15 protein-coding genes and 1 pseudogene are annotated in these 17,039 nt (G+C 44.7%); 9 read left to right on the top strand and 7 right to left on the bottom strand.

Going from position 1 to position 17,039, the window contains the following annotated elements; translation table 11 throughout:
* Positions 1-56: 56 nt before the first annotated feature.
* Both FQV28_RS02710 and FQV28_RS02705 read right to left on the bottom strand, forming a co-directional pair.
* Entirely contained in the window at positions 57-1,715 is a 1,659-nt protein-coding gene (locus FQV28_RS02710) for an FAD-binding dehydrogenase (RefSeq protein ID WP_146494070.1), read from the bottom strand.
* 149 nt (positions 1,716-1,864) lie between these two features.
* Positions 1,865-2,725, bottom strand: a complete 861-nt coding sequence (locus tag FQV28_RS02705) for an AraC family transcriptional regulator (RefSeq protein ID WP_146494069.1) — start codon at positions 2,723-2,725, stop codon at positions 1,865-1,867.
* A gap of 296 nt (positions 2,726-3,021) precedes the next feature.
* Between FQV28_RS02705 and FQV28_RS02700 the strand changes: the two genes are divergently transcribed.
* On the top strand, positions 3,022-4,695 hold the full coding sequence (locus FQV28_RS02700; RefSeq protein ID WP_146494068.1) for a diguanylate cyclase domain-containing protein: 1,674 nt from the start codon (positions 3,022-3,024) through the stop codon (positions 4,693-4,695).
* Positions 4,696-4,714: 19 nt separating this feature from the next.
* Here the strand turns inward: FQV28_RS02700 and FQV28_RS02695 are convergent, their stop codons facing one another.
* The gene (locus FQV28_RS02695; RefSeq protein ID WP_146494067.1) at positions 4,715-5,287 is read right to left on the bottom strand and encodes a GNAT family N-acetyltransferase; all 573 of its coding nucleotides are present in this window, start codon (positions 5,285-5,287) and stop codon (positions 4,715-4,717) included.
* Between the two features lie 123 nt (positions 5,288-5,410).
* Between FQV28_RS02695 and FQV28_RS02690 the strand changes: the two genes are divergently transcribed.
* The gene (locus FQV28_RS02690; RefSeq protein WP_146494066.1) at positions 5,411-6,007 is read left to right on the top strand and encodes a histidine phosphatase family protein; all 597 of its coding nucleotides are present in this window, start codon (positions 5,411-5,413) and stop codon (positions 6,005-6,007) included.
* Positions 6,008-6,040: 33 nt separating this feature from the next.
* Here FQV28_RS02690 and FQV28_RS02685 read toward each other — a convergent pair whose 3' ends face one another.
* Positions 6,041-6,463 carry a GNAT family N-acetyltransferase gene (locus FQV28_RS02685; protein WP_255472771.1) on the bottom strand — a complete coding sequence of 141 codons (423 nt, stop codon included), beginning with the start codon at positions 6,461-6,463 and terminating at the stop codon, positions 6,041-6,043.
* Positions 6,464-6,479: 16 nt separating this feature from the next.
* A complete protein-coding gene (locus tag FQV28_RS02680) occupies positions 6,480-7,280 on the bottom strand; it encodes a protein phosphatase 2C domain-containing protein (protein WP_146494065.1) in 801 nt (266 codons plus the stop codon).
* A gap of 345 nt (positions 7,281-7,625) precedes the next feature.
* Here FQV28_RS02680 and FQV28_RS02675 point away from each other — a divergent pair.
* Both FQV28_RS02675 and FQV28_RS02670 read left to right on the top strand, forming a co-directional pair.
* Positions 7,626-8,217, top strand: a pseudogene (locus tag FQV28_RS02675) (MFS transporter); the annotation flags it as partial.
* Between the two features lie 109 nt (positions 8,218-8,326).
* Complete coding sequence (locus tag FQV28_RS02670) at positions 8,327-9,169, top strand: aldo/keto reductase (RefSeq protein ID WP_146494064.1); 843 nt, start codon at positions 8,327-8,329, stop codon at positions 9,167-9,169.
* Between the two features lie 45 nt (positions 9,170-9,214).
* Here FQV28_RS02670 and FQV28_RS02665 read toward each other — a convergent pair whose 3' ends face one another.
* On the bottom strand, positions 9,215-10,471 hold the full coding sequence (locus FQV28_RS02665) for a diguanylate cyclase (protein WP_146494063.1): 1,257 nt from the start codon (positions 10,469-10,471) through the stop codon (positions 9,215-9,217).
* Positions 10,472-10,686: 215 nt separating this feature from the next.
* Between FQV28_RS02665 and FQV28_RS02660 the strand changes: the two genes are divergently transcribed.
* Positions 10,687-11,886, top strand: a complete 1,200-nt coding sequence (locus FQV28_RS02660) for an MFS transporter (protein WP_370455105.1) — start codon at positions 10,687-10,689, stop codon at positions 11,884-11,886.
* A 47-nt stretch (positions 11,887-11,933) separates the two neighbouring features.
* On the opposite strand, the gene FQV28_RS02655 is transcribed toward FQV28_RS02660, so the two are convergent.
* Positions 11,934-12,983 carry an NAD(P)/FAD-dependent oxidoreductase gene (locus FQV28_RS02655; RefSeq protein WP_146494061.1) on the bottom strand — a complete coding sequence of 350 codons (1,050 nt, stop codon included), beginning with the start codon at positions 12,981-12,983 and terminating at the stop codon, positions 11,934-11,936.
* A gap of 124 nt (positions 12,984-13,107) precedes the next feature.
* Here FQV28_RS02655 and FQV28_RS02650 point away from each other — a divergent pair, with 124 nt between their 5' ends.
* The 4 genes from FQV28_RS02650 (at position 13,108) to FQV28_RS02635 (ending at position 16,893) form a co-directional block, all read left to right on the top strand.
* Positions 13,108-13,899: an ABC transporter ATP-binding protein gene (locus tag FQV28_RS02650; protein WP_146494060.1), complete on the top strand. Its 792-nt coding sequence runs from the start codon at positions 13,108-13,110 to the stop codon at positions 13,897-13,899.
* A 4-nt stretch (positions 13,900-13,903) separates the two neighbouring features.
* Complete coding sequence (locus FQV28_RS02645) at positions 13,904-14,824, top strand: iron-hydroxamate ABC transporter substrate-binding protein (RefSeq protein ID WP_146494059.1); 921 nt, start codon at positions 13,904-13,906, stop codon at positions 14,822-14,824.
* 66 nt (positions 14,825-14,890) lie between these two features.
* Complete coding sequence (locus FQV28_RS02640) at positions 14,891-15,889, top strand: FecCD family ABC transporter permease (protein WP_146494058.1); 999 nt, start codon at positions 14,891-14,893, stop codon at positions 15,887-15,889.
* On the top strand, positions 15,886-16,893 hold the full coding sequence (locus FQV28_RS02635) for a FecCD family ABC transporter permease (protein WP_146494057.1): 1,008 nt from the start codon (positions 15,886-15,888) through the stop codon (positions 16,891-16,893). Before FQV28_RS02640 ends, FQV28_RS02635 begins: the two co-directional genes overlap by 4 nt.
* The last annotated feature ends 146 nt before the right edge of the window (positions 16,894-17,039 follow it).

Genomic DNA, 17,039 nt, shown 5'->3' with positions numbered 1-17,039 from the left:
TGGTTTCTTATGATTTGAATTTCATCCCCCTGTTTCCACCGCTTATTGCATCATAACTATTCCGCTTCCCCTTCCGCTACAGCACGCCCTGCAACTCTTCCTGAAAACAGGCACCCGCCAAGAAACGTCCCTTCGAGTGAACGGTAGCCATGGACTCCTCCTCCGCCAAATCCGGCCACTTCCCCTGCTGCATAAAGCCCTTGGATCGGTTCTCCCGCTTCATTTAAGACACGGGCCGATAAATCGGTCTGTAAACCGCCCAGCGTTTTTCGGCTAACGATATTCAAACGGACCGCGATGAGCGGCCTTTTTTTCGGATCAAGCAGTTTATGGGGCGGCGCCACGCGGATCAGACGGTCGCCCCTGTAATTGCGCGCTCCTCTGAGCGCTGTAATCTGTAAATCTTTGGTGAACGGGTTGTCGAGCTGGCGGTCCCGCGCTTTGATCTGCCGTTCAATCTCGGTAAAATCCAACAAGTTCTCACCAGTCAATTTGTTCATTCCATCGACCAGTTCTTCGAGTGTCTTTGCAATAACAAAATCTTCGCCTTTGTCCATGAACGCCTGGACTGGAGCCGTCGCACCAGCCCGGACCCGCCCCAACACCTGTGGGATGCTTTTGCCCGTCAAATCCGGATTCTGCTCAGAACCCGATAATGCAAATTCTTTTTCGATTATTTTTTGTGTCAAAATAAACCACGAATAACTATAGCCAGTCTTTTGAATAGTTTCCAGCGTACCCAAGGTGTCGAATCCAGGGAAATTTGGCGCCGGAAAGCGCCGGCCTTTGGCATCCAGCCAAAGGGATGACGGTCCAGGAAGGATACGGATGCCATGCCGGCTCCATACCGGATTCCAGTTTTTAATGCCTTCAGTGTAATGCCACATACGGTCCCGGTTGACAATGCGTCCCCCTGCTTTTTCGCTTATCTCAAGCATTCGTCCGTCCACATGCGCCGGCACGCCTGACAGCATAGCTTCAGGAGCTTCACCTAATCGGCTTGGCCAATTTTTTCGGATCAGGTCATGGTTGCCGCCGATGCCGCCGCTTGTCACCACAACCGCTTTTGCTTCAAACCTAAACTGTCCAACCACTTTACGGGAACTTGCTTCTCCACGCGCTGCGTTGCTCGGTTCCAATACCGAACCTATCACTCCTGTAACGGCAGAGTTATTTTCTTCAAGGCCATCCACTTGATGGCGTGGACGGAAGTCGACCAGCCCGTTTTTCATATGCTCACGAACACGTCGCTCAAACGGCGCAACAATGCCCGGACCTGTTCCCCAGACAATATGAAAGCGCGGAACCGAATTGCCATGCCCTTCCGCCAAATAGCCTCCCCGTTCCGCCCAGCCGACCACCGGAAAAAATTTCACTCCCAGAGACGAAAGCCAGGCGCGTTTTTCTCCTGCCGCGAAATCCACATAGGCTTCTGCCCATTTCTTCCCCCAATAATCTTCATCCGTTTCTTTATCAAAACCGGCTGCCCCGAGCCAGTCCTGCCAAGCAAGCTCTTTTGAATCTTTGATTCCCATACGGCGCTGTTCCGGCGAATCGATCAAAAACAAGCCACCGAATGACCACCAGGCCTGCCCGCCAAATGAAGCCTCAGGCTCTTGATCCAAAAGCAGCACTTTCTTGCCGGAGTCCGCTATTTCCGCAGCCGCCACTAGCCCTGCCAATCCTGCCCCTATCACGATTGCATCGTACTTCATCCCAGCACCCCTTTTGTACGAATATTTTTTCATCTCCCCTTATCGTAGCAGAAGGATTTGGAATATTATAGATATTATCAGTTATTCTGCTGCAGAAAAAAGAGTGCGTTCTTCTTCATTTCGAAGAATGCACTCTTTTTTCATTTATTTCAGTGTCTTTTTAGGGGAATCCAAATTTCTGAATAATAATTCGTACTATAAGCGTCTCCAGGCGGATATACTTCCAGTTCAGCCGTTCCTGCTGCCTCGTACGGATTGGAAGGAAACCATTCCGAGTAAATTTGTTTCCATACTTTCTGCATGGCATGCGGCATTGCTCCGTGGACTTCAAATACTCCCCATTTTGAGGCGGGAATATCAAGCTGGTGCAGTCCTACTGGGATCTCTCCTTCGCGAGCTGCGGCAATCCAGTAATCCATTGTTCTTTTGTCTCCAAAGTTGGCGCAGACGCCCAATAAGGCTTTCAAATTTCCGTTGTTGTGCTGAAGCAGCAAATCGCTCGTTCCATCCGTGTTGGCTTCCGTCCACATACGTGGTATGCCCGTCATATTTTCTTCGGTATCCATGGAAAACTCGCGTTTAATCCCTACCACTTGAAACGCTTCTTTTTCAACAATTTTGTAATTCATCGGTTCTGCTCCCTTCAAATTGACCTGGAGGACCAGGCGGTTATAGGATTGCAATTTGCCCACATTTTTCCGTGCCTCGCTCGGTGTAACCCCATGCTGCCTGCGAAATGCTTTAGTGAAAGCTTCAGGAGTGTCATAGCCATATTTATAGGCAAGATCAATAATTTTAGTGCTGGTGCTTACCAATTCGTATGCCGCCAACGTCAGCCTCCTTTTGCGGAGATACTCTCCGACCGCCATATCCGTCAAAATTGAAAATGTCCGTTGAAAATGAAATACCGAAGAATTTGCTTGCTTTGCAATGTCTTCAATTGTTACTTCCTGCAATAAGTTTTCTTCCATAAAGTCGATTGCTTGCTGCAATGATTCTGCCCATCCCACAGCTATCCCTCCTTGTCTTTCATCATAGTCGCTTCTAATCGTGAATTCCGGTCTTTTTATGCTTTGTGCAGACAGTACGAACTGCCTTCCCTTTAAAACCATTAAGCACATATAACTTATCAATAAAATTTCCTTAAATAGGAAAATGCGTCAATTATTTTTTGAAAACTATACCAATTAAATGTAAAGTTTAGTATGATTAATATAGATAATTATACCCTGAAAATTAAAACTATTTTTAAATAATTAAGTATAAAGAACTAAAAAAACGGCCTTTGGCGTAAGGTGCTGTGAAAATGAATATACAAAGAAAAACGGCTTTTTGGCTTATTTTCATATTATTTTATACTACTTTCTACTTTGGCTGGCTGCTGAACTGGAAATCCAATGAGGGCATTTTAACGCTGGGCGGAAATATTCTTTCTGTAGGAGCAGGGGCCGTTGCGACAACTTGGCTGCTGTTTTCCGCTCAAAAAAGCATGCAAAGTGATAAGCCTTTTTGGCTGTTATTGGCAGCAGGCGCCTATAGTAATTTTCTCGCTGAATTTTTTTGGCTAACCTATGAAAATCTATTGAAACTAGAAGTTCCTTATCCTGGGCTTCCCGATTTATTTTATCTTTTGCAAGTTGTCTTCTATCTAGCTGCCTTTGTTTACAAAGTAACCAAGGAAAAAAAACAATATCATTTTATAACGTTCATTTTTGACATTTTAATCATTATGACAGTAGCTTCAACATTTAGTTGGCATTTTCTCCTTCAGCCAATCATTGCAATAAGCCAAGTTTCCGCTTTTTCGTTAGTGGTGTCTTTAGCTTATCCTGTTGGAGATTTGGCTTTGCTGTTTGGCACTCTCTTCTTAATGAGCCAGTTTCTCTACAGCAAAACAATAATCGTTTTATTTTTCGGCCTGCTGACTCAAGTTACTGCAGATTCCTCTTACTTGTATTTGGTTTCATCTGATAGCTACCTTTCCGGAAGCTTTATCGATCCATTGTTTACATTAGCGGTTTTGCTGATTGGTTTTACTGGACTGATCGATAAAGAAGCAAAGGTGAAAGAACAAGAACCACCACTTCCACAAAGCTCAAACCAGCTATTGAATATTTTGCGCATCGCTTTTCCATATCTTAATGTCACGGTTTTGTTTGTTTTCATGGTTTTGCGCTCTACCGGCATTGACGTCGTTACAATTGGTTCTGCCATTTCTATTTTGCTGGTCATTATAAGACAAATTTTTGTATTAACAGAAAATCAAAAGCTTCTTCACCAAGTGCTTGATAAAAAAGAAGCTTTGGAAACTGATGGAAACCGCGAAGAATCATCTGCTCGCTTCTCCGAAGTCTATGCAAAGAATGCAGAAGACACATCGGCGGCGTTGCCTGAATTCCATGAATCTCCTACAAAAATCCAATTTCTTGCCTATCACGATTCCCTGACAGGATTAGCAAATAGGGCCCTGTTTGAAGCGACGCTGAATCAGGCAGTTTCTAACGCCCAACTGCACAACCAATTTTTTGCAGTCATGTTTTTAGATCTCGATAATTTCAAAAAAGTGAATGATACTATGGGGCATGATGCCGGAGACCAGTTATTGGTTTTAATCGCAAACCGGTTAAAAGAATGCATCCGTAAAAATGATTTAGTTGCACGTTTAGGAGGAGACGAGTTCACATTTTTAATACGCGATGTCTTCAGTCCCCAAGACGCCGCTTTCATCGCGGAAAAAATTATCCGTTCTTTGTCACAGCCTTATGTTATAGATGGAGAAGAAATTTCCAGCTCTCCAAGTATCGGCATTGCTCTGTATCCGTTAAACGGCACGACGCCAGCCGCTTTGCTTAAAAAAGCCGATGTAGCCATGTACCAAGTAAAAGAAAACGGCAAAGGGCATTACCGGTTGTCTGAAACAGAAGACACCGTGCTTATAGGCAATAAATCAACCAGAAACATAAAAGAACGCCAGCGCTGAAATCCGCGCTGACGTTCTCTTACTTTTCGTCAAGGTATTCGCTTTTTAGGAGGGAATACATCGCCAGATCGACAAACCGCCCCTTGATGATTATATGTTGCCGCGCAATTCCTTCACGCTTCATACCAAGTTTTTCAACTACCCGCTGAGATTGCAGATTTTCCAGCCCGATCGGTGCTTCCACTTTGTTCAGCTCCATTTCCCCAAAACCATAAGCTAATAGCGCACCGGCCGCTTCCGCCATAAAACCCTTTCCCCAATAATTATGCGATAGGATATAGGCAAGTTCCGCTTTATGCCGTTTCGGCATCCAATTGATGAAATCGATAGTGCCGATCATCTTTTTATCACTTTTCAGTTCTATCGCCCATGTCAGCTTTTTCTTTTGTTCGTAGGACTCCATCATGAAGGCCAGGAATGCTTTTGTATCTTCCGGCGACTTGTGCACTTCCCACGGAACATAGCGGGACACTATTGGTTCAGAAGCATATTCAAACATATCTTCCATGTCTTCTAAGGCCAGCTTGCGGAGCATAAGACGTTCTGTTTCTAGAATGGGCAAGTGCCCATCAGTTTCTCTTATCGTTGTCATTTCCCATTCCCTCCTCAGTAGTTCTACTAATAAATTCCATAAAAAGAAGGCAAATCCCTTCTAAAGACATTTCTATTTTGTCCGCTATTATTTACAATGGTAAAAGACAAAGGAGATGAATCTATGACTACAATAGGGTTAGTGCGCCACGGCATCACCGAGTGGAATTTGCTTGGCATCGCCCAAGGCAGTTCCGATATTCCATTGAACGAAACAGGCCGGCAGCAAGCCGTTGCACTGGCGGAAAGGCTGTCATCTGAAACATGGGATATGATTGTTTCGAGCGACCTTTTGCGTGCGAAAGAAACAGCCCAGATTATTGCGGATCGCCTCGAGCTGCCTATAAGCTTCACCGACCCACGAATCCGTGAAATTAACGGCGGCCAAATCGAAGGAACTACAGAAGACGAGCGCATCCAGAAATGGGGAGAGAACTGGCGGTCGCTGGATCTGGGCATGGAAAGCGTTGAACTAGCGGCCAAACGGTCTGTCGAATTTTTAGAAGATATCCTTAAAAACCATAACGGCAAAAGGGTGCTGTTGGTAACCCACGGCGGTTTGATTGGCGTCACGTTAAAAAGCTTGCTTCCTGAGCGCTTCAAAGACACGCACATGAACAACACCTCCATCACCATTTTAGAGAATTTGGAAAGCCAGTGGGACTGCACACTGTATAATTGCACTAAACACTTAACAACAAGCGATATGATAAACCGATAAAAAATCCCGGCATCCACCAATGCCGGGATTCCACTATGCTTGCGAAAAGTTTTTTTGGCATAAAAACCGCTCACGCCCTGGATATTTTTCTCCTAAACTCTTTGTTTCAAAGCCGATTCTCCGATAAAAATCCACAGCGTCTTGATCGGTTTCAGCAAGAATGGAAGAAAATTTGTACTTTTCGCAAATGAGTCCGATCATCTTGCTGCCGATTCGCTGGCCTCTATTTTCAAGGGATACAGCAATGTGTTTGATCACACAGTTATTATCCGCTATCAATTCTATGCCAATGCAGCCTCCAACTGCTTCATTCACTTTATAGACGTAAAGTTTCCTCTTGTTTGTCTCCAAGTATTTCCTGTATTCTTCCCTTGCCTTCGATGTAGCAAAAGACAGCACCTCTTCAATTTCCGATTGGAAATCGGCCGGATGACCGGCTTCACATATCTGCATCATGTCCATCACTCTCTTCTTACTGATTACTGGCATACGTTGCCGCTTCGCGCACGTCTACATGCCAAGACACCACGGTCGAGCTGTCTCTGACGCCATTTTCTTGAATCGTTTTCAGCAATGAGTGAATACCGTCACAGAGCGGAACATCAGTGAGTGCAGCGGCTAAATTTCTTGGATTGGAATATGGTTCCCCAGGGCATTCAAGCAAGCCGTCTGTCGTCACAAACAAATGATTATCACCTTCCCTCAGCTCTTTTGTGCCGCTGCTGAAGCAAGGCACGAGCCGATCAAAAGTATTCACTTGGCCAACCCATTCATAAAAATGACGTTGGTTCAGCTGAAATTGCCCCATTGCTGCGAGTTCATGGTGGAATAAGTATAAAACGCAGTCGCCGATCGACAGCCACCAGACGAATTTCCCTTTTCTCACTACGATTATGCAGGCCGTTTCCCCTTGCAGCTCCCGGCAAGCCTTACGGAATTCTTCATTTTGAAAAACCATTAAAACCTGGTCTTCTAAATGTTGAAAATAAACGGCAGTTAAAGGCTTCGCCAGCTTTAATTGGATCTCTTCTTTATTCTTCATGAATTCTTTTACAACGAGTTCCGCACTTTCAGCTGTGTTATGGGCATCCAGCACCAAGACAAATTCCCAGTCTTCCTTTTCGTTTGTCCAGACCGCACAGGCATCCTCATTTTTGTATTGCCCCGCAAGGGAATTGCCGCCAAATCGGCCTACGGTGATGTTGCCCACTTGCTTCACATCGGGTTGATCAACAAAATCCTGCTCGCTGCCGACCCAACTGAAATTTGTCATCTTAATTTCCACCTTGGCTTTTCCCCCTTCAGCATTTTTTTTAAAGTATAATTCAACTTCCATGTAAATGTAAGTTGTTGCTGTAAATATCCGAGTATTCTTAACCACTGGTACTTCCACTTTTTCCTACATAGACTTTTCAGCCTTCTTCATGAAGCATCCGTATTTCTTTATGAATGAATTCACTTCCTACATAAACTTTTCGCCGTCTTACATGCCGAACTGGACTTCCTATCAGCGTTAACCAAAATAAAAGCTCTCCACCACAGGAGAGCTTCTAGCACTTATTTCAAATGGTCGTTCAAAATCCCGTCTTCCAACACTTCAAATTTATCATGGGATTTCCTTTCACTTATCGGAAACGCGCTTCTTGTGCCGTCTGATTTGCAAAAAGCCGTTCGCACGACATTTCATGACCACATAAAACTTGTTTCCAATAGCAGGCTTCTACTGGTTTTCATCATCACAGGATTGGGGTATGGAGGAACATTCGTAGTTTTCACTTACCTGTCGCACCTGCTTCAAGAAGTTACAGGATTCAAAGCCGGAACGGTGACCCTTATTTTGCTGGTATAGGGCATTTACAGCGCCCTTTAAGATAGCCGGCTTGCTGACGATTATTTTAATGGGGCTATTCGCGTTTATGAATGTTCCAGGCCTGCAAGTCTATGTTGTAACTTTTGCGCAGCGCTTTGTCCCGAGTGCTGAAGACGCAGCATCATCCATTAACATCGCCGCATTCAATGCCGGCATTGCGCTTGGCACTTACTTAGGCGGGATCATCGCAGATTCAATCGGCCTTATCCATACTGCCTGGGCTGGGGCGTCTATGGTCTTTGCCGCAGTTCTGTTGACTGGTCTAAGCCGGATGCTTGAACAGCGAGATCAAAAAATGGACAATTCCAAGATATACACGCAAAAAAGTGAAGCCGTTTAAACTCATTTCACTGTCCAATCCGCAGGCATCATTGCGCTTCTTTAAAGGAGTGCAATAATCTTATGGCCTGCTGCAATGTTATTTCAAACACAAGGAGGCTTATCAAAAAATGGTGAAAAGTTTACAAGACACAACAACGTTGCACAATGGTGTCGAAATGCCTTGGTTCGGTCTTGGCGTATTTCGAGTGGAACAGGGCCCAGATGCGGTAAATTCCGTACGGTGGGCCATCAAACATGGGTACCGCAGCATCGATACAGCTGCAATTTACGGCAACGAAGTCGGAGTCGGACAAGGAATTCGCGAAGGGTTGGAAGAAACCGGATTATCGAGAGAAGACTTATTTATCACATCGAAGGTCTGGAATTCCGAACTGGCTTATGACGATGCCTTAGCGGCCTATGATGCCAGCTTGGAACGCCTCGGTTTGGATTATTTGGATTTATACCTTATTCACTGGCCGAAGCCGGGCAAATACAAAGAAGGCTGGAGAGCTCTTGAAACACTTTACAAAGAGGGGCGTGTCAAATCAATAGGTGTCAGCAATTTTCAAATTCACCATCTTGAAGACGTCCTGCAAGATGCTGAAATTGTTCCAATGGTCAACCAGATAGAGTACCACCCGTATTTAACGCAGGTTGAGCTCCATGCTTATTGCAAAGAACACAATATCCAAGTGGAAGCATGGTCACCCCTTATGGCGGGAGAGCTGCTCGATCAGCCAGTACTGAAAGAAATTGCGGATACTCATAACAAATCGATTGCCCAAGTAATTTTGCGCTGGGACTTGCAAAATGGCGTAATTACCATACCGAAATCGATTAAAGAACATCGCATTATTGAAAACGCTGATATTTTCGATTTTGAATTATCAGATGAAGAAGTGCAGCGCATTTTCGATTTGAACCAAAACCGCCGCTGTGGAGCCGATCCGGATAACTTTGATTTTTAAACGGCAACAGGCGCTTCCAGTTTGAAGGAAGCGCCTGTTTTTTCTTTAATGCATGGGCTCAGCTGCAAGAATCTCTTTGCTCGCATTGATCCGGTTTTTCCCTTGCGATTTTGCTTCGTAAAGCGCAAAATCGGCGTGTTCTTTTACTGCTTCGATTTGGGCTTCATTTTCCACTTCCCCTGTGGCTATGCCGATACTGACCGTTATATGGTCTGCGATAGGGGAAAATTCATGGGGGATGCCAATTTCCGCCAGAGAAGTTTGGATGCATTCAGCAATCTCGAGCACTTCTTGTAGGTTCCGATCAAAAACAGCGACGATGAACTCTTCCCCTCCAAAGCGGGAAACATGGCAATCTGTGGAATCTACGCAACTGTTTATCTGCTGAGCGACTAGTTGAAGTACTTTGTCTCCTTCAAAATGTCCGTAATTGTCATTAAACAACTTGAAAGCATCAATATCCAGCATAAGAAAAGAAAGAGTCCGGCTGCCGTTAAACGTTTGCAAAGCGTTCTCGATGTATTGCTCCAACCCTCTGCGATTCGAAATTTTAGTCAGTTCATCCATTAATGTCAATTTCTTTAGCCGCGCATTCGCCGCTTCCAGCTCTTGATTTATTTCTTCGTTTTTTTCGAGTGTTTTTGCCAAATGTGCATTCATCGCAGTCAAAAGCAACTTGTTATAGAAACTTTCCTTATTGCTTTGATAAAGCAGCCGCGAGGCCAACCAGCAAAAAAATAAAAAAACGGAAAGGTTGATATAATGCCCCATTAAAACAGACTGTGACGATTGAAAAAATGGCATTCCGATAACCAATACCGCTACAGGCAGCGCATACAACTGCAGAATCTTCTTGTTTGAAGCATGAAACAAGATTGATACACACATAAAGTTAACTGCAAAAGCCATGACATCCCCGTACTCTTTTTGGTCAGCCAAAGTCACTGCTGCTCCCCAGGATAAAAAGAAAATCACAAATCCTGATAATCCCCTGCGGAAGTTTAGTATTTGCCTTTCAGTTGGCGTTTCTTTTTTTTCAAACCGGGATATGTATAACAACATGCACATGCTCATGCCCAATAAAAAAACATACATGAACAAGTAAAAATTAACTAGGATATTTTGATTAGCCACATAGCTCGAAAAGATGTTTATACAAATCAAAATAACTTCAAATAGCATGACAATTTTAGTGAAGAGTCTGCTTTTACGAATGTTTTCCTCCAGCAAATAGTCATTGAATAACTTTTCTTTTTCAGTGCATACAGACAGAAAATCGGCGCTTCTAGTTTGTGATGTCATGATTGTCCTCTTAGTTTTATATTTGCTTATTACATTATACAAAATAAGTACAAAGTATCATATCCTTTTTGGTAATTCCCATTCTTTTCTATTACTAAACTTCTTTCGCCCTTATTCTTCAAACGTCTTCTTAAACACTGTTCTTTTATACTGCCAGTAAGCTAAAATTATTAGTAATACGAAATAATAAGACTGAAAAAGGAGAACAATCAAAGGTGGATAAAAACTATACAAAATTATGGACAAAAGATTTTATCGTTGTTTCCGGAGTCAACTTTTTCCTGACCTTGATTTTTAATTTATTGATAGTAACCATTGGAATTTATGCCGTCAATGAATATAATGCATCGACGAGCCAAGCTGGTTTGGCGGCTGGCATTTCCATCATTGGAACCTTGATCGGAAGAATAATTATTGGAAGGGAAATTGATCGAATCGGCACTAAAAGAACATTGATGGCAGGACTCATTTTATTTACGTTGACAACGCTTTTATATTTTGTCGATTTCGGTCTATTATTTCTACTCATTACCCGCTTTGTTAACGGGTTCACCTTAGGAATTGCGGTCACTGCCTGTGGAACGATTGTAGCCCAGATTATACCGGATTCGCGAAAAGGGGAAGGAATTGGCTATTTTAGCATGAGTACCACATTATCGACTGCTATTGGCCCTTTTATCGGTATTTATATGAGCCAGAATTCCAGTTTCCAAATGATTTTTGCTCTGTGTTTGATTTTAGGGCTTTTCAGTTTAGCAGTGGCTTTTTTTGTTAAAGCGCCATTGTTGATTCGGCCGGCAGCCAGCGAGGATGCAAAAGGCGTCAAACTGTCCCAATTCATAGAGCCGAAAGCTGTACCAATCGCCATTATCACTTTGGCAATCGCATTTTGTTATTCAAGTATCTTATCATTTATCAACTTTTATGCCAGTGAAATCAATTTGGTTGAAGCAGCAAGCTTTTTCTTTCTTGTCTATGCAATATCCGTATTGCTTTCCCGCCCGATTACCGGCCGCCTACTGGATTCTAAAGGGGCCAATTTCGTTATGTATCCCGCTTTCTTGCTTTTGGCGGCCGGACTCTTGCTTTTGAGTGCAGCAAACACTTCCGCTACGCTACTCTTATCCGCCGCCCTCATCGGTCTCGGGTTTGGCAATATGCAATCCTGTACGCAGGCTATCGCCGTTAAACTGACGCCGCCGCATCGAATGGGACTTGCCACATCGACCTTTTTCATTTTTTTAGATATTGGAATCGGCTTTGGTCCTTACATACTTGGATTCATTATCCCAGTAACCGGCTTCCGTTCCATGTATGTCATCCTCAGCATTTTTGCTTTGGCGACTTCCGCTTTGTATTATTTCCTGCATGGCAGAAAAAAACTTGCAAAAAGCGCAGCAGCCACGGTTTCATAGATACCAAAAGGGCATCTTCCATAGCGAAGATGCCCTTCTTTTTATTCTTAGCGCAGCAGCTGTTTTACTAATTCCTGATTGCGCTTTTTGAAAATATCGTTATGTGACGACACCATCGCGACTCCATAAGCGTCCGGCTGGATGAATTGCTTCGCTTTGTTGACCGCATTGGCCGCATCCTGGAATGTGCCAGCTATCAAATTCAGTTTTCCGGGATGCTGCAAGATATCCCCTGCCGCAAAAAGCCCGGGAACCGATGATTCGCTAGTAGCATTGCCGGCGATATAATAGCCGTCTGCAATGTCGATTGCCAGGTTGCTTTCTTCCAACAAAGTAATATCCCTTTCATATCCATGGTTAATGATCACTTCATCGATTGGCAAAAGGGTCGTTTCATGACTCTCTCCGTGTGTCAGTTCAACAAATTCGATAGCATCACGCTCATTGGAAGCGACTAGCTTCGTGATTGTAGAATTCAAGAAACAGTGTACCGAGCTGTTCATCAGCTGTTTCACTTGCGCTTCATGCCCCGCCAGCTCTCCTTTTCGGTATGTAATATAAACTTGTTTGGCAATCGGTTCAAGTTCGTTTGCCCAGTCAATCGCCGAATTCCCGCCCCCTGATATCAAAACCGCCTTATCTTTAAAACGTCCCAAAGATTTAACTGTGTAATTTAAATTGGCCACTTCAAAGCGGTCTGCCCCTTCAATTTCCAGCTTTTGCGGATTGAGAATTCCTCCGCCGACAGCGACAATGACTGTTTTTGATACATGGATCCGGCCAGATGAACCTGCAAGTTCAAACAGCCCTTCCTCATTTTGGCTGATCGTTTCCACTTTCTCATTGAGAACTACTTCTGGGTTGAATGTCAGTCCCTGCTCCACCAGTTGCTCAATCAGTTTAGCACCTGGGGCCGGCGTTTGGCCTCCCACATCCCAAATCATTTTTTCGGGATATACATGTAGCTTTCCTCCAAGCTGCGGCTGGTATTCGATCAGCTTGGTTGTCATCTCACGCAAGCCGCTGTAAAAAGCTGAATAAAGCCCTGCCGGCCCTCCGCCAATAATTGTTACATCCATCACTTCTGGTCTGGTCATTTTTTAGCACCCCTTTTAATATCTATTGACAATGATTCTCAATATCACTTATAGTATTGATTGTAACGAAAATGATAATCATTATCAATTAATCTTATAAATATTTTAGAAAGGAGTTTTGCTGATGGTACGCCTCTTTACTGAAGAGTTGAATGTTGGCTATGGCGAACGATTGATTGTTAAAGATTTAAGCGTCGAAATTCCGGACAAGCAAATCACAACCATCATTGGTTCAAACGGCTGCGGGAAGTCGACACTCTTAAAAGCGATTACGCGCATCATCTCCCAGCATTCCGGATCCGTTGTCTTGGATGGCAGCAATATTGCTCAAGAAAGTACGAAATCACTTGCAAAGAAGATGGCGATACTTCCTCAAACGCCGGAAAGCGCAAACGGATTGACAGTCGGTGAATTGGTTTCTTACGGACGTTTTCCCTACCAGAAAGGGTTTGGCCGTCTTACTAAAAAAGATCACGACATCATTAACTGGGCTTTGGATGTAACAGGTACGCAATTTTTCAAGTACCATCCTGTCGACGCTTTATCTGGGGGGCAACGACAGCGTGTTTGGATCGCCATGGCATTGGCACAGGAAACCGACATGATCTTTTTAGATGAACCGACCACTTATTTGGATATGGCCCATCAACTGGAAATATTGGAGCTCTTGCAAAAATTGAATAAAGAACAAGAACGGACCATCATCATGGTGCTCCACGATTTGAACCAAGCCGCAAGGTTCGCGGACCACATTATCGCGATGAAAGACGGAGCCATCGTCAAATCCGGCACATGCCACGAAGTCATTACCCAGCCCGTACTAAAAAAAGTGTTCCGGATCGATGCGGAAATCGGACTGGACCCAAGAACCAATAAACCAATGTGCATCACTTATAACTTAATCAAAGGAGCGTAATCATATGAAAAAATACATATTGCCTTTACTATTACTCGTTATCTTATTGCTCACGGCTTGCAGCAGTTCAACAGGAACAGAGGCTGAAGCTGAAGATGCAGCAGTCAAATCCGATACTATCACATACGAATCTGAAACCGGGCCTGTCGAAGTCCCAGCCGATCCACAACGCGTTGTTGTGTTATCCAGTTATACAGGAGATGTACTGGCACTTGATGTCCCATTAGTCGGAGTGGATTCTTGGGCAAAAAACAACCCGCGCTTCAAGGAAGAATTGGCAAATGTCGAAGAAGTAGCAGACACTGACTTGGAAAAAATCATTGAATTAGAGCCGGATTTGATCATTGGCGGATCGACCATCAACAATATCGACAAGTTGAATGAAATTGCACCTACCGTAACGTTTACGTATGGAAAACTAGATTACTTGTCCCAACACTTAGAGATTGGCAAACTGCTGAACAAAGAAACTGAAGCACAAACATGGATTGAAGATTTCCAAAGCCGTGCACAAGAAGCCGGAGAGGAAATTCGAGCTGAAATCGGGGAAGAAGCTACCGTTTCCGTTATCGAGAACTTCGAGAAGCAAATTTATGTTTTTGGCGATAACTGGGGACGCGGAACCGAAATCCTTTATCAGGAAATGAAATTGAAAATGCCGCAAAAAGTTGAAGAAATGGCTTTGAAAGATGGCTATTATGCTTTGTCTCAAGAAGTTCTTCCCGATTATATGGGAGATTACGTGATTTTCAGCAAAGACAGCGAACAGGATAATTCGTTCCAGGAAACTGACCTGTACAAAAATACAGAAGCAGCCCAAAATGGCCATGTGTTTGAAGCGAACGCAAAAGAATTTTATTTTAACGATCCGATTTCACTGGAATACCAATTAGAATTTTTTACCAATCATTTTTTAAACAAGTAAGCCCACAAAGAGGAATGCTGTTAGATGGATTCCCTTTTAATTCTCTGATAGAAATGATGATGCTTGATGTTCAATAAAACTCCATTCTTTCTTAAATTCGGATTAAGCATTCTGGTCTTCTTCCTGGTGTTTTTGGCTTCTATCGCCTGGGGGGCTGCAGACATTGGTTTAAAAGATGTCTGGCTGGCTTTGTTTTCCACGCTCTCAACTGACAGCATCGCTGTCATCCGGGAAATCCGTCTGCCCCGTGAAGTGGCGGCGATTGTTGTTGGCGCTGCACTTGCGGTTTCTGGAGCAATGATGCAGGGATTAACACGCAATCCCTTGGCAGATCCCGGCCTTCTCGGACTGACCGCCGGAGCTAATGCCGGACTCGCGCTGACACTTGCTTTTATCCCCGCTGCCAATTACTTCGGGATCATGATTGCCTGCTTTTTAGGGGCGGCGCTCGGCGCAGCCATGGTTTTCGGGCTTGGGGCGGCGAAGCGCGGCGGTTTCTCCCCGCTCCGCATCGTTTTGGCAGGCGCGGCAGTGTCCGCTTTTCTAGCTGCTCTTGCAGAAGGAATCGGGCTCTACTTCAACCTTTCCAAAAGCGTCTCGATGTGGACAGCCGGAGGGTTGATTGGCACCTCTTGGGGTCAGCTCCAGATTGTAGTTCCTTTCATTGGGCTTGGCCTTATTGTGGCTTTGGGATTATCAAGGCAGCTGACCATTCTCAGCTTGAACGAAGAGGCCGCAATCGGGCTTGGCCAAAAAACAGCGCAAATCAAAGCCTTGCTGTTTGTGGCAATCACAGTCCTTGCCGGCGCTGCGGTCGCCTTAGCCGGCAATATGGCTTTTCTTGGATTGATGGTGCCGCATGTAGTCCGTTCAATTGTCGGGACAGACTATCGGCGGATCATCCCCATGTCCGCAATCACTGGAGCGAGTTTCATGCTGGTCGCCGATTTGCTCGGAAGAACCATTAATGCTCCTTTTGAGACACCAGTTGCCGCAATCGTGGCTATGCTCGGCTTGCCCTTTTTCTTGTTAATTGTTCGGCAAGGAGGGAGGGCTTTCTCATGATCCAGCCTGCTTTGCTCAAAAAACAAAAAATACTGTTTTTCTTGCTGCTTGCTTTGATTGCCGCTACCGGTATCACGAGCCTCGGGTTAGGCTATTCTTCCCTTTCATACGACCGGCTGATACCGGCTTTTCTTGGCAAAGGAACTTTTAAAGAAGATTTTGTCCTCTTTTCAGTCCGGCTTCCACGGATTATCATTACGTTGTTGGCGGGGATGGCTCTCGCGCTGTCCGGTGCGATTTTGCAAGGAGTGACACGCAATGATCTGGCAGATCCGGGAATTATCGGCATCAATTCAGGTGCTGGCGTGGCCATCGCAGTGTTCTTTCTTTTCGTGCCGGTTCAAGCAGGCTCGTTTGTCTATTTGCTGCCTATTGTGGCATTTGCCGGTGCACTTTTGACGGCGCTGTTCATTTATGTCTTTTCCTATAACCGCCAGACAGGGCTTCAGCCAATTCGCCTTGTATTGGTCGGCATCGGATTTTCAATGGCATTGTCAGGCATCATGATTGTCCTGATTTCTTCTGCTGAAGAGGAGAAAGTCGATTTTATCGCCAATTGGCTGGCGGGCAATATTTGGGGTGCAGACTGGCCCTTTATCTGGGCAATTTTGCCTTGGCTCGTTTTGTTGATCCCATTTACGTTATACAAAGCGCATCGTTTGAATATGCTCGCCTTGAGTGAGCCCGTTGCGATTGGCATCGGCGTGTCGATTGAAAAAGAACGGTCGGTCCTGCTGGTGACAGCCGTCGCTCTTGCTGCTTCCGCCGTATCGGTGACGGGCGGCATTGCCTTTGTCGGCTTGATGGCTCCGCATATTGCCAAAGCGCTGGTCGGCCCGCGCAATCAGTTGTTTTTGCCGCTTGCTATCTTAATAGGCGGTTGGCTCCTCTTGTTCGCCGATACCGTCGGCCGGAATTTGCTGGAACCAAGCGGATTGCCCGCTGGCATAATGGTAGCTTTAATCGGAGCGCCTTACTTTATGTATTTATTGTTGAAGAAATAAAAAACCGCTTGAGACTTCATAGAGTGACCCAATAAAATGAGACAAGGAAAAAACACCGCCATCGTCGTATGTAGTTATCCACGACAAATTGGAGGTGTTTTTCTGTATGGGTTCAAAAAAGGGATCAACCAAGCGATTCTATCCAG

Origin of the sequence: Planomicrobium sp. CPCC 101079, from assembly GCF_007859275.1 — a bacterium.
GTDB lineage: Bacteria > Bacillota > Bacilli > Bacillales_A > Planococcaceae > Planococcus.
The sequence above is the reverse complement of the archived record's forward strand: the minus strand, read 5'-3'. Positions and strand labels throughout refer to the sequence as shown.